Annotated in this window: 12 protein-coding genes; all 12 read right to left on the bottom strand. The window is 61.0% G+C overall.

All coding sequences use genetic code 11. From position 1 onward, the window contains the following. Nucleotides 1-110: 110 nt before the first annotated feature. The 12 genes from HY921_10475 to HY921_10530 all read right to left on the bottom strand — a co-directional run bounded on the left by HY921_10475 (nt 111) and on the right by HY921_10530 (nt 12,760). Nucleotides 111-1,328, bottom strand: coding sequence for a hypothetical protein (locus tag HY921_10475; GenBank protein ID MBI5631292.1), 1,218 nt, complete (start codon nt 1,326-1,328; stop codon nt 111-113). Nucleotides 1,329-1,344: 16 nt separating this feature from the next. After that, nucleotides 1,345-1,833 carry an Rrf2 family transcriptional regulator gene (locus HY921_10480; protein ID MBI5631293.1) on the bottom strand — a complete coding sequence of 163 codons (489 nt, stop codon included), beginning with the start codon at nt 1,831-1,833 and terminating at the stop codon, nt 1,345-1,347. Between the two features lie 553 nt (nt 1,834-2,386). Then, complete coding sequence (locus HY921_10485; protein MBI5631294.1) at nt 2,387-4,798, bottom strand: c-type cytochrome; 2,412 nt, start codon at nt 4,796-4,798, stop codon at nt 2,387-2,389. 29 nt (nt 4,799-4,827) lie between these two features. Continuing rightward, entirely contained in the window at nt 4,828-6,201 is a 1,374-nt protein-coding gene (locus HY921_10490) for a hypothetical protein (protein ID MBI5631295.1), read from the bottom strand. Nucleotides 6,202-6,336: 135 nt separating this feature from the next. Continuing rightward, nucleotides 6,337-6,573, bottom strand: coding sequence for a hypothetical protein (locus HY921_10495; protein ID MBI5631296.1), 237 nt, complete (start codon nt 6,571-6,573; stop codon nt 6,337-6,339). A 453-nt stretch (nt 6,574-7,026) separates the two neighbouring features. After that, the gene (locus HY921_10500; GenBank protein ID MBI5631297.1) at nt 7,027-7,389 is read right to left on the bottom strand and encodes a DsrE family protein; all 363 of its coding nucleotides are present in this window, start codon (nt 7,387-7,389) and stop codon (nt 7,027-7,029) included. Beyond that, nucleotides 7,386-8,315 carry a patatin-like phospholipase family protein gene (locus HY921_10505; protein MBI5631298.1) on the bottom strand — a complete coding sequence of 310 codons (930 nt, stop codon included), beginning with the start codon at nt 8,313-8,315 and terminating at the stop codon, nt 7,386-7,388. The genes HY921_10500 and HY921_10505 overlap by 4 nt, the downstream gene beginning before the upstream one ends. Continuing rightward, complete coding sequence (locus tag HY921_10510; protein MBI5631299.1) at nt 8,312-8,833, bottom strand: TlpA family protein disulfide reductase; 522 nt, start codon at nt 8,831-8,833, stop codon at nt 8,312-8,314. Before HY921_10510 ends, HY921_10505 begins: the two co-directional genes overlap by 4 nt. Next, entirely contained in the window at nt 8,821-10,341 is a 1,521-nt protein-coding gene (locus HY921_10515; protein ID MBI5631300.1) for a mercuric reductase, read from the bottom strand. Before HY921_10515 ends, HY921_10510 begins: the two co-directional genes overlap by 13 nt. 220 nt (nt 10,342-10,561) lie before the next feature. Then, complete coding sequence (locus HY921_10520; protein MBI5631301.1) at nt 10,562-11,278, bottom strand: TVP38/TMEM64 family protein; 717 nt, start codon at nt 11,276-11,278, stop codon at nt 10,562-10,564. Further along, nucleotides 11,248-12,087, bottom strand: coding sequence for a DUF547 domain-containing protein (locus HY921_10525; protein ID MBI5631302.1), 840 nt, complete (start codon nt 12,085-12,087; stop codon nt 11,248-11,250). The genes HY921_10520 and HY921_10525 overlap by 31 nt, the downstream gene beginning before the upstream one ends. Then, entirely contained in the window at nt 12,074-12,760 is a 687-nt protein-coding gene (locus HY921_10530; GenBank protein ID MBI5631303.1) for a TIGR04282 family arsenosugar biosynthesis glycosyltransferase, read from the bottom strand. Before HY921_10530 ends, HY921_10525 begins: the two co-directional genes overlap by 14 nt. Between the last annotated feature and the right edge of the window lie 41 nt (nt 12,761-12,801).

Raw genomic sequence — 12,801 nt, forward strand, 5'->3', positions numbered from 1 at the left:
GCCTCCCGCAATGCCCGCCCCTACTGTCCATAGCGCTCCTGATAGTTTCGCCGCAGCGCCTCCGCCTCTTTGGGAGAAAGGCCCTTGGTCCAGACATGTCGCTGCTCCTCTTAAAAGCGATACTGAGCAGCCATGCCGAGGTTCTTTGTGTCACCCGCAAGCGCCCCTACGAAATAGGAATGTATGCGGCCAAACTCCAACGACAACGCCAAGTCCGCAGTCGCGTCCCAAATTGCATTGGCAGCGATCGTTTCGTTGCGGAAGATCGCAGTCGCCCCCGCGGCGAGGCCCGTTTGATCGATGCTTTCGAACCCAGCCATTGCGTTGAAGCGCCAGTTCTTGATCGGCTTCACCTGAGCCTGCGCGAAACCTCCGCGGGTCTGTGTCGTACGCGCGTTTCCTAGGTCGTTGTAGACCGTCCCAAGCCCGTTAAGGTTCTGATCAGAACGGCCATAGAAGCCCTCCACCGAGAGCGTCACGGATGGGAGAATCGGCAAGAGCAAGTGCCCGGAGCCCAGTAGGCCGTCGACCCGGTGATTTGTCGCGCCCGCCGGCTGCGGGACGACAGAGTTAAATGACTCCCGCAAGTATTGCATCGAAGCGCCGATAACGAAGGTCCGGCCGTCGATCTTCCTTTTGAGTTCAGTGAGCGCCTGGTAAGCCGGTCCACCGGAGAACTCTCCCGATCCCGCGAGATCCGACGCGGTCGCGACGGTCGCGGCTCCCGAGGTGCGCCCGGCCTCGTCAGCGGAGAAAGATCGCACTAACGCTATTTTAGTGCCTGCGCTCCAATCGCCGCCCAGTTCCCAGTCAGCGTCCCAGCGCAGTTGCGGCAGTCGGTTCCAAAGGTTTCCCGAGTTGGAGAGAGACGTGATCCCGGCATGCGCGAGCGACTCCGGATTCAACGGGGCAAACGCCTTGACCCAATCTTGGCCGAATACGACCGCATGGTTCCCGCGTTTGGCCTGAATGTAGGCCAGGCGCACGCGCGGGGCCACGGCGTTGACGTCAAGTCCGGCCGAACCCGTGTTACGCAATCCGAAAAAGTCAATCTCTACGACGCCGCTCAAGTCGGAGTCCCAGGGTCCCGTGCTCTTCGAGATATTCAGGCCCAAGCGCGTCTGGCGCGCGGTAAACAGCGATAAATTTTGGTTGGGCGGCAGCGCGTTTGACCCCGAGATCGCTTGAGTCGGCACGTCGGCGAAATTGGGCCGGTTCCAGTTCTGCACGTAGTTGACCAGCACCAAGCCATACGGCTTGATCTCGGCAGCGCGTGAAGGAACCGCGAGCAGGACCGCTACGATGAGTGCGACTGATAGTTGGATCATCTATTCCTCTCCACCCTCATTTCATGCTCTCGTGAAACCTGGTGGTCGTGTAACTGGCGACCGTGGTGGCGCCAAGAACCTTCCAGAGTTGGCGTTCGGCAAGACAGACTTGGTCATGAATGGCGCATGGCGATGCGCCGCCGCACCCATGCAACTCGAAGAGGCATTGGCGCCGTTCCGCCGATGGTCTTTCGACGGCTCTTATGACTTCGGCCAAGGAAATCTGTTCGGGATTCCGCCCCAAGGCATGTCCGTCCCCTGGACCACGCTGAGCGGTCGTGATTCCCCAGCGGGCCAATTGGCGGAGAATTTTGGCCAGAAAGCTTGGGGGCAATCCCTGCGCTTTAGCGATGTCCTCGATGGTGAAGAACGCGCCGGACTTTTGGCGGACCAGCCATGAGATGGCGCTTAAGGCATGTCTTAAGGAGGAGGAAAAATGAAAGAGAGTGATTTCTGGACCTGCTTCTCCAGCTTTAGAAAACAACAAACCATCGGCGGAGTCCATTAAGTAGTAATGAAACCACGAAGCGGCGCAAACGGGCAATGAACAACGTCAAGCGTTCGTTTGATTTTTGTCAAGTTCTGGCCGAAGCGGTCTTCCTTGAATTAGTTTCACGCGGCCTTGACAGATGAAATGGAGACCCAAAGGGCGAGTCCGTGTCGTTCCTTCCGGGATCGCTCCGGACTTGGGAGACGGTAACGCGGGATGAAACCACGGATACGAACGCTCGCAACGATGTGGCCAAGACTTGCTCGGCCAAACCCGGAAAATGTTGCGAGCCCGCCCGCCTTCAAGACACGGGAACGAGAGTGCCGCCGACGCAGTTGGCGCAGCGCTCTGAGCCGGAAGCGCACTTGGGGCACCAGAGCATCCCGCACTTGCCGCATTTCCGCCAGCCTTCTGGCTTTGCCTCCGCCTGATAGTTGCAACGCCTGCAGGCCAACGCATTGTCTTCCATTGTTTTCGTCCTCCGCAGTCGATAATAAGTTTCCCGAGTGCGGAAAATGTTACATGGAAGAACGGAGTTGGAGACAAGCGATATCGCGTGATTGAGCAGCTATTGCTTAAACAAGTCCTTTACGTACTCAACGACGCGGGATATCTCATCCGAGGTAAGGATCTTGCCCCAATGCGGCATCCGTTGCATGGGCCGGCCGTCTAGGACCACGACCCCCATCCCGCCTTCTCTGGCGATTTGGCCGAGTGGTTTTCCGGTGATGCCTTGGCCGCGGCTTCCGTGGCAGACGGCGCAGTTCAATTTAAACACATCCGCTCCGGTAAGTTTTGAGTCGGCGCGTGCGGGCACCTGACTGGTGTCCGAAGCAAGCTGGGAAATGCCCACCGTCTTCGTGAAGGAAGTTGCTTTGGGAATCGAGTCTAGACGTAACGGCGTTGAGTCCTCGCCGCCTGCGCGATAAGCGAAATTGACTTTCGGGTTCATCACGTGAAGCTCTCCCTGGAGGGATTTGAAAGCCTTGTTGTCCGGACCGCCGATATTGACATAAACCTCATGAGCCGCGATGGGGGCGATGCCATAGCGGCCGTGCGATTTTCCGACGAAGGGAATGCCATCTTCGTCCTCACCTTCGGTTCCGTAAGTGATCTCCCCGGTTTGATAATTTTCAGACATCTGGAGCCCTGAGACATCCATGGCCTGAATCCAGAATCGGGTAAACCTCTCCAGCAATGGCCTGATCCTGGATGGTTCCGCGGCAAAGCTCATTTCGCGGAAGGTTCCAATCGCCGCAGCCACCCCTTTCGGCGTTAAAGTTACCGTGTCATCGCCTAGGCGGGTTCTATAGAGTCCGGACTTTTCATCCCAGAACTTTTCGTTCAACCGATTGAAAGTCCGGTAGGCTCCTCTCAAGTATTTATCGTCCTTGGTGGCCTGCCACGCGGCTAAAAGGCCGCGCGTTCCCCAAAACAAGGGTTCGCTCAAATCGGCTCCCCCCGCCCCCGCGCGCTCAGGGATTGAGTATTCAGGTTCGAATGAGCCGTCTGTCCCCTCCAGGGTCAGAAGAAAATCGGCTTGGGCGATCAATAACTGTTGCGCCTCTTTCCTGAGCCATTGCTCCGTCTTTTCATTTCCAGAGAAGCGGTCGACAACGTCTTTGAGGGCAACAAGCAATAGGGCCGAATCCTCCATGGAGATGCGATCCCCCGCCCCCGCGCGCGGCGACCAACCCGAAACGAACATTCCATCTTTCTGGTGCATGGTTTTGATGTTTTTGATCAAGACGGACGCGAGCCCTAAAGCCACTTGGCCGGAGCCCTTTTCAACCACGCCTTCATCTACGGGAGGATTTGCGGTAAAAGCCCGGTCGAAGTGTTGGGTCAAGTTGTAGTATTCGGAGCAAAGCCAGAGCCAGCTGGCTTGATCCCAAAGGCGGCTTGTGCCGTCCTTGACATGGAGGGACCATGGCCTATTGGGCAGGTCGCCAATCATGACTAAGTTAGAGCCGAGGGCGTGGGGTAGATAGCGTAGGCCTTCGGCCGGGTCATATTGGAAGGGCTCGATACCGCCTAGTCTTCCGCGTTCATCCGAGAATAGAGCAGCCTTCGCTTCAAGCAGCGTGTTGAAGGCGGCCAAGGACAGTACGATTCCACGGAAGCCTTCCTCAGCATCGTTACCCAGAAGGTTTGTGTCGCTGAATTCTTCGTTTGAAGCGCCCTTCTTGACATGATCGGAGTGCCAGAAGTACTGGACCCACATGGCTTGTTTGGCGGCCGCCTGAGCGGTGCCCCCCATATCGATGGTTTTGTCCATCCGGTCGCGGCTCCAACGCGTGTTGAAATAGTCCAGATAATAGGTGGGCATGCCCCAGTTTCCTTTTTTACCGCTCATCGGGTCGTCAAAGTTGTCGGCTGTGATCACCGGGCCTATGAAATGAGGATCAGCGGAAGTGAAGTTTAAGTAAGTCGGCGCGGCATCGTCAAAAACGCGCGGCATGCCCGTTCTTTGGTAGTAGAGCGGCATATAGTGGCTCAGCACTACACCCTTGTTGGCCGGCACCCGCTCGCCGCGGTCGCGCAGCGTGCGGTTGCGGTCGTAGAGCTCTCGGGCTTTGAGCGTCCAATAGGGACCGTGGACCGTGCTGATCCCGGCGTGCGCCCTGCTCGTCGCCCACTCCAGCGTATAACGCGAATACCAGTAGTTCTCAAGCGCAGTGATCCATTGGAATTGGGGCCAGTGCGCGATTGGAAAGCCGGCCTCGACGGCGTCAACGAAGTACTCCATTCCCGAGAGGAACTCCTCGTTGGCAAGATACAAGTTGTCGTTGGTGAAGAACCGTCGGCTCGCAATTTTGCTTTCCAAGGGGCTGCGATAGGCGGAGAGGTCCGGTTGCGGGGTGCCTTCCTTGATTTCAACTTCCGTTCCGTCCGGCGCGTGGAGATAGACCTTGGCGTTAACAGCGGGCCCATCGGCTAAGAGAAGGGCAACGATCATAGACATAATGACGGTCTTCATGGTTCCTCCGGAAAAAGTTTGCTTGTTCATTAGAATGTCACCTCCATTGCCAGACGGGAAATGAAGGCGGGAGCGGGTCCCAATTCAGGCGTCTTGACTCTGAACATGCCCGTTGCCGTCAGGCGGATCTGAGGGTCAGGGCTAAAAATAAGACTCGGCGCTATGTAGCCGCTGATGCCGCCCTGGAACGGAGGGCGGTCGATGCGCCGAAAGGTGACGCAGGGGCCGCCCCCGCACACCCCCGGCGTGGGGAACGGGTGGATGATCTGGCCATCGTAGTGGTCCGTCTCCTGCCGCTTGCCGAGGAACGTGGTATCGAGCGACAAGTAGTCCTTAAACAGCGGTTTGACGAAGGACGCGAAGAACGTCGTCGTGTCGCCGGGGTCGATGCCGTCGTGCTTGGAGACGAACTGATGCGTGGCGCCCAGGTGCGCGGCACTGCGCCCGAGGACGGAATCCAGAGGTCCCCAGTCGCCTTGGAGAAATTGCCTGGTGAAGAAGAGGCCCGCGGTGTAACTCACCGCCCCCAGCCCAGGCTGCATGAGCGCCGGCAGGCGGCCGTCGGGCGAGAACCGGTCGAAGACGTTGTCCGGGCTCAAGGGAAACGGGAACTGCCCGACCTTCATGCCGCAGGGCATCGCGGGCATCGCCATCCCGAGCATGGGGGCGAAATCGGCCGAGGTGAGAGGGCTCGTCGTGAAGTCGCGTCCTGGGAACATGCAGCTCATATCCGGCATCCGGACCTGGACGCCTTTGCCGTCATTGGCGAACTTCCGCGCGTTGCTTCCCATCGGGATCGTGAAGCCGCCCATCAGCGCGACGCCGACCGGGAAGTTCGCCTGATCCTGGAGTTTCTTCTTCAGGAAGATCCCGATGTCGCCGACGTCCTGCGTGGCGCCGTCGCCGAGGACGGTCATGCCTGGTTTGAAGCCCTCGGGATAAGCCTGCCCGCCAACGCGGCTGCCGAGCACGGGGATGTTCACCCGAAGCGTGAAGCTGTGAAGGAAACGTCGGTTTAGGTCGAACCCGTACAAGAAGTCGAGATCGCCGAACTGCCGTGTGACCACCCTGTCCGTCAGATCGATCGGCTCGACCTCGTTGTCATCATAGAAATCGTCGCCGCCGATGCGCGCGAAGCGACCGGAAAGGCCGATACGGAACGCATTGGGGGGCAGCGTATAGGCGTCGCCGGCAAACGCGGGCTGCAGGTTCGGGGGTATCCCCTGCTTGATCTGATGCTTGATCTGCGAGCGCTCATAGCGCAGCCAGTCTTCGCCCCCATAGCCTTGAGCGGTTCCCAGTTTTAGAAAGTCTCGGTAGCCGGTCCCCTCCTGCGCATCTGTCACGCCTCCGATAAAAACAGGCAGGATGGCCCAAATTCCTACTGCTATGAGACGCTTCATAGAATCACCTCTCTTAATATCCCTGAAATGCAAAAAGGCCGATATCCCGTTAAGGATACCGGCCTCTGTTTTTCAGCTAGACCGATTAAATCGTCGTTTAAGAGCCCCCGGGATTTTTACCCAAGGGAACGACCGCTATTTCATGTCTTTGTCCACCATTCGTTCCACGACACGTTCACGGTCTTCGATCGTGATATCACAGGATTTGCCGCTGTCGTAGAACATGATCTCCATGCGCGAGCGATGGCCTTGTGCCGCCAGCTCGCGCGCCTTGCGAAGCTTTTGAATCAGCATCCACTCTTTATAAGTGATGGTCAAATCTTCATGAGAAGAGCTGTTGCCGGCGATTAGAACGGCTCTTTCGTTTTTCATGAGATCCCCCATGCCATTTCGCAACAATCCCTCCATTGCATGCGGACGCCCGGTTCTTGCGAAGCATCCGTTGGCGCAACGGCAGTGAACCAACACTTTTTACAAAGAAAGGGCTCGTCGTGGAAGTATTATTTACATCAAAAAGGTGAATCGCAGTCGGAGTTGTCCTGAGAAGGGCGTAGACGTGCTTGTTGGAAATATCGAAACGTTTGCTGATTTGGCGTATGGAGGTTCCCTTTCGGCGCAAGGCATGAATATGGGCGACTCGATGAGGACAAGTTTTGCATGGGTATTGATCGCCTCGTTTCGGAATCCATACGCACTGGCCCCCGAACTGCGCTTGGAATCGGCGAAAGGCCCCAGCCCCAAGAGCCGCCCACAGCCACAAGGCCGGATTCCGTCGTGTCGGAGGATTTTTGAAAGGGCAGTCCTTGGGAATCATCGTCGGTCACATCATAAAACCAGTAACTGGTAGCCTTCCGAAACATACTTCGCGATGGACGGGTGGCCCTGGAACTCCGCCTTCATGGGGATAGAGCTCTTCTGAGCCAGGTCTTTCACTCCGAATGCGCCGGCGCAGAAATCGCAGATCGCGTCTATCGACCCCGTGGCCTGTATTTCCTTGAACAGCGGATGGAGCTTGTGCTCGGGCTTCATCAGTTCGGGCACCCATTCGGTCCCCGCTCCATCGAAGACGAGCTTGGCCCCGTGCCCTTTCTCCAAGAAGTCCTTGCAGTAGAGTAGCGCGTGATAGGCGCGGGCCAGCCCTTCATGGCTTTCCTTTCCCGCGTGCAGAACGATAAGGTACTGGCTCATCGTGTCGTCCTCCCTTCAGTGTTCGACGGTCGTTGGGGCGCGGCGCACTCCTGCGGGCGAATAGGCTCGGGTGAATGGCCATGCGGCGAAAGCTCCGCGGGTATTCCGCGTCGCGACAAGCCGCCATGGCGCAGCCAAAGCCTTGTGGAGGCCTCGGCCCGGCGGATAAGCTGGGCGGTGCTGGAGAAATCGAAGGGGGTCACTTCCACGGGGCAGAGCGGAGGGACGACGGCGATCTCGACATTGCCGGCGGTTTCCTCAAGGTCCCGAACGAGGCGGCGATTGATGAGGAGGTTCAAGGCGTGGAGCGCCGTCGCAACGGCCCCGCGCGGAGGCGTCGAGAGCGCGCAGGAGAAGCCGGTCGAAAGCGCGATCACTTTTGTCGCGCCCAGGGAGACGGCGGTCGAGACCGGCTCATTATTGGATAAGCCGCCGTCGGCGAGGAATCGTCCCTCGTGCAGAACCGGCGGGTACAGGGCCGGAATCGCCGCGCTGGCGAGCAAAAGGTCCATCGCGGGCCCTTCCCTGTAGACGCGCTCGGTTCCGTCGATCAGGTCGGTCGCCACGACCGCGCAGGTCAGGGCGCACTTTTCGAGCCGGTCGCAAGGCAGCCGCGGCTCCAGGACCCTGCGTAGCAGGGCTGGGTCCGAGACGTGGGAGGAGCGCCCGGAGAGGCCGAGGAGGGCCTGCACGAGCGGGAAAGGGAACACGTCGCGGCGGGACAAGCCGAACCAGATGCGCTCGATGCGCGCCACACCCGCGGGCGTCGGGTCGCCCGCGTAGAACATGCCGTTGATCGCGCCGACCGAGGCCCCGACGACCAAGTCCGGGACGACCCCGGCCCGCGCCAGCGCCTTGAGCATCCCCACCTGTACGGCGCCGAGGCTGCCACCGCCCGCCAAGACGAAGGCCGTGAGCGGTTTCATGACCGCTCCTTGCTCAGCGCGCCTAAAGCCGCGCGGAACTCCGCCGGCCGCACGGCCGATAGATGGTGCTTGAAGCGTATCCTGCCGGCGCCGTCCACGACGTAAAGGTTTCGCAGCGGGCATGTCCCGGGCGGGTGCGTCTGCCCGAGCCGGCGCGCGACGATATCGTCGGGGTCGAGGAGGATCGGAAACCCGCAATTCCGCGCGACCTTCGGCGGCAGAGGATCGTTGATGTCCAGGATGCTGACGGCTAGGACGCGGAGGCGGCCGCCCGATTCGCGGCGCGCCTCCTCCAGCAGCGGGATGCGAGCCCGGCAGTCATCGCAGAGATTCGTGAGCCACAACACCGTCAGGCCGCCTGGCTTGCCGTCATAGAGCGAATGAGACTTCCCATCGACATCTTTTAGGGTGAAATCGGGGAAGCACCCTCCCACCTCGACGCCGGGGTGAAGCCGCGCCCTCAACGGCCAGAGAGCTCTCCACAGCCAGATTTGCAGGCGGCGGCTTATCGGCTCCATCGAAGCCACCCGCCGAGCACGTCCTTGACGAAAGGCGTCAGGCGCGTCCGGCTGTAGGCGTCGGCGACCTTCTTGATGCACTCGGCCTGCGTGGGATAGGGATGGATGGTCTGGGCTATGGTCTTGAGTCCCGCTCCCGGGGTCATGGCCACGGAGATCTCGCTGAGCATCTCTCCGGCGTGCCGGGCCACGATGGTCGCGCCTAGGATATGGTCCGTTCCCTTGCGCACATGCACTTTGATGAACCCCTCGCTCTCTCCATCCAGGACGGCGCGATCCACGTCACGGAATTCCGAGACGAAGGTCTCGACCGGGATTCCCTTGTCCTTGGCGTCCTTCTCGTAAAGGCCCACGTGCGCGATCTCGGGATCGGTGTAGGTGCACCAGGGGATGGTCAGCGCGCCGGCCCGCTTGCGCCCCATGAACAGCGCGTTCTGGATGGCGATGCGGGCCATGGCGTCGGCCGCGTGCGTGAACTTGTAGGCGGAGCAGACGTCGCCCGCCGCGTAAACCTTGGGATTCGAGGTCCGCAGGCGCTCGTCGACCTTGACCCCGGTCTTGTCGTAGCTGATCCCCGCGGTCTCAAGCCCGAGGCCTTCGACGTTCGGCGAGCGCCCCACGCCGACGAGCACGGCGTCGAAGGCCGCCTCGCCCGAGGGGCCGTGCTTGGACTTGAACCGCACCACCCTCTCGCCGCCGCGACGCTCGACGCGCTCAATATCGACGCAGCACAGAAATTCTACCTTATCCCGGCCCAAAGCCTTGCGGATAAGCTCGGAGGCGTCCAAGTCCTCGCGGGGCAAGACCCCGTGCATCGCCTCGAACAGGGTCACGTGCGAGCCGAACCGCGCGAAAGCCTGCGCCAGCTCCACGCCGATGGGGCCCGCGCCGATCACGAGGAGGCGTTTCGGGAGCTCGGTCAGGCTGAACACCGTCTCGTTGGTCAGCGCCTCCGCCTCCCAAAGCCCCGGGATCGGCAGCCTCGCGGCGCGCGCTCCCGTGGCGATCACGGCCTTCGAGAAGCTCAGGCGCTTGCCGTCAACCTCCAGAGAATCCGGCGACACGAACTTCCCCTGTCCCAGGAAGACATCGACGCCGAGGTTCTTGAACCTCTGGACCGAATCGTTGGGGCTTAATGCCGCGCGCAAGCGCCGCATCCGCTCCATGACCTTCGGGAAATCTACCGTCGTCCCGGGCGGGACGCGCACCCCATACTCTCCCGCGTCGCGCACGTCGGCGCAGGCGCGCGCGGCCCGGATGAGGGCCTTGGACGGGACACAGCCCACGTTCAAGCAATCGCCGCCCATCAAGTGCTTCTCGACCAGGGCTACCTTCGCGCCCAGCCCGGCGGCCCCGGCGGCCGTCACGAGCCCGGCCGTGCCCGCGCCGATGACGACGAGGTTGTAGCGGTCCGCCGGCTGCGGGTTGACCCAGGCGGGCGGATGGGCGTTCGCGACGACCGTGCGGTTATGTTCGTCAAAGGGCTCGATGCGCACGGTCTGATCCATAAGCCTCCGGTCGTTCAACGTCGTGTCCGTCTTCATGCCGTCCTCCCACGCAACGGTGCGGCCTAAAAATGAGTAGGGCCATGCCCCGGAAAGTTGCGGCGCCCGCGTTTCCTTCCTCCGAATCGCGTCCAGCAGACTTCCACGCCGCAGCCGATCAGGGCAAGGCCGATGGCTCCCAGCAGGATGGCGATGGCGAAACGGAGCGTCGGGATGCCGAATATCATGATTGGACCCGGGTTTGCTCGTCGAGAGCGGAACGCGCTAGGCGCGTGATGAGCACGCTCACGGCCGCGGTGGCGGCGAGGCCGAGGGCGTAGAGTGCCCATTCCATCCTCGTCCGGGCTCGGCCGCCCGAGCCGAGACCTGCGAGGCTGCCGGCGAGCGAACCGATGTAGACGTACATGACGGTTCCCGGCAGCATGCCGATCCATGAAGCCAGGACATAGTCCCGCAGCCGGACTTCCGTGATCCCGAAGGCATAGTTCAGGAGATTGAACGGGAATACGGGCGAGAGCCTCGTCAATCCGACGATCTTCCAGCCTTCTCGCGCGACCGCCGCGCTCACGGCGGCGAATCTCGGGTTGGTTTCCAGCTTCCGTGCGACCCATTCCCGGGCCATATAGCGGCCGATCAAGAACGAAGCCGTCGCGCCCGCCACCGAGGCGATGGAGACATACACCGTCCCCATGACCAGCCCGAACAGCGCTCCCGCTCCCAGCGTGAGCAGCGATCCAGGCAGGAACAAGACGCAGGCCGCGACGTAGGCGGTTATGAAAGCGGCGGGCGCCCAGGGGCCGAGGCCATGCACGCGGATAAGAAGTCCTTCGAGCAGCGTTCGGGCGTCTTGCTGTCGCAGGAAGACGAACAGCCCCACGGCCAAGAGCGCGATGACGACATGCCTGAGTTTCACGGCCGCGGCCTCTCGTTGAGCGACCAGTCGTAATCGAGGTACTTGATCTTGAACTCTCGCTCCGTCAGGAAGGCGCGGTCGATATCGCCCAAGGAGCGGCCGATGAAGTTCAGCGAGGCTCTTTGCTCCGCGCTGTGACCGCCGAATCCCGAGGAGGGCGCGTAGGCCTGCGTGAAGTCACCGCCGAACCACTGGAAGATCGGCGACAGGTAGACGACTCCCGCGTCCCGGTCGATCCGGAACTTGTCCGTGGACTTCAGAAACCGCCCGGCTTGGTCGTCGAGTTGGAAGTCGAGCTTGGGTCCGGTGAACGCCTCGCCGCGCAAGGGTGGGCAGCCGATGGAGGCGCACACCAAGGCCACATGGATGCGCGGTTCTTTGAACCTCTTGCGCAGCGTCTCGTGCTCGATCTCCCCCAGCGTGACCCTGCGCCCCATGACGCGGAATCTTAGCTTGTCCCACACGCCGGGTATCTGCCGGATGCTGTTCTTCGGATAGCGTACCGAACCAAGCCAGGAGGGCTTGATCGGGTAATGGTCGAGGATGGCTTTGACGGTCAAGGCGTTGTAGGCGTTGACCCAGAAGGCGATCTGCGCCTCGCTGGACCAGGAATCATGCTCTGCCGGGCGGAGCGCGGCCAGGGAGTCAAGATAGCGGTCAAGCGCTTCCGGATGGGACTGGAGTCCCTTGTAATCGACGCGCCCGTCTTGGACATGGGACTGGAGAACCTGTTCCCAAAGAGCGTGGGATGGGTCGAACGCGGCCAAGGCCGGGGCGCCCAGAACGATTCCCCCCACCAACGGCATGAAGAGTCGGCTGATGTTACGCGGCGTCATGGAGTTTCTCCTCGCTGAGCAATGCGGCGAGCGCGTCTCTCGTGAATGCCGCCCTGGTCGGACTGCCGGCACGCAGCTCGTCGGCGACACGCTCCAGATCCGCGAAGGTGTCGATGTCGTTCAATTCGGGAAGGCGTCCCAAGGAAACGCCTTCCAACCGCGCGCGGGCAACCGTTTCCGCGAAGACCTTGTCGCTTGACCAGGGTATGCGAGCGAACAGGCCTGGGCGCGCCTTGCGCAGGCCGATCAGGTAGTAGCCTCCGTCTCTCGCGGGACCTAGGACGGCCTCCTCGCGGTCCAAGACCGAGAAAGCCTTCGCCACGATGGCGCAATCGAGCTGGGGCGTATCCGACCCGATGATCACCGCCTTGTCCGCGCCGTCGGAGAAAGTTTTGGCGAAGGCATTCTCAAGCCGCTGGCCGAGGTCAACGCCTTGCTGGAGGAAGAAGCGGAGTGGGGTTCGCGGCTCGATCCAGTCCAGGGCCGGGTGATCGTCGCAAGGGGCATAAGCGACTTCGACCCGCGCCTCTGGAACCCCGGCCGCGGACGCCAGGGTGTCTTTGACGAAGGCGCGGTAGAGTTCCGCGGCCTGGGCGAAAGACAGCGGAGGGCAGAGTCTGGTCTTGACTTGTCCCGCCACCGGGGCTTTGACGAAGACGATGATCGTGTTCATGGTATTCGCCTGCTTGGCTCAACCATTCCCTTGCATTCGAC

The organism is Elusimicrobiota bacterium (genome assembly GCA_016218575.1).
Lineage (GTDB): Bacteria > Elusimicrobiota > Elusimicrobia > UBA1565 > UBA9628 > JACRDN01.

Coding starts and splice junctions, on each gene's coding strand:
- HY921_10475 (MBI5631292.1), bottom strand. CDS start 1,328: ATGATCCAACTATCAGTCGCACTCATCGTAGCGGTCCTGCTCGCGGTT.
- HY921_10480 (MBI5631293.1), bottom strand. CDS start 1,833: ATGGACTCCGCCGATGGTTTGTTGTTTTCTAAAGCTGGAGAAGCAGGT.
- HY921_10485 (MBI5631294.1), bottom strand. CDS start 4,798: ATGAAGACCGTCATTATGTCTATGATCGTTGCCCTTCTCTTAGCCGAT.
- HY921_10490 (MBI5631295.1), bottom strand. CDS start 6,201: ATGAAGCGTCTCATAGCAGTAGGAATTTGGGCCATCCTGCCTGTTTTT.
- HY921_10495 (MBI5631296.1), bottom strand. CDS start 6,573: ATGAAAAACGAAAGAGCCGTTCTAATCGCCGGCAACAGCTCTTCTCAT.
- HY921_10500 (MBI5631297.1), bottom strand. CDS start 7,389: ATGAGCCAGTACCTTATCGTTCTGCACGCGGGAAAGGAAAGCCATGAA.
- HY921_10505 (MBI5631298.1), bottom strand. CDS start 8,315: ATGAAACCGCTCACGGCCTTCGTCTTGGCGGGCGGTGGCAGCCTCGGC.
- HY921_10510 (MBI5631299.1), bottom strand. CDS start 8,833: ATGGAGCCGATAAGCCGCCGCCTGCAAATCTGGCTGTGGAGAGCTCTC.
- HY921_10515 (MBI5631300.1), bottom strand. CDS start 10,341: ATGGATCAGACCGTGCGCATCGAGCCCTTTGACGAACATAACCGCACG.
- HY921_10525 (MBI5631302.1), bottom strand. CDS start 12,087: ATGACGCCGCGTAACATCAGCCGACTCTTCATGCCGTTGGTGGGGGGA.
- HY921_10530 (MBI5631303.1), bottom strand. CDS start 12,760: ATGAACACGATCATCGTCTTCGTCAAAGCCCCGGTGGCGGGACAAGTC.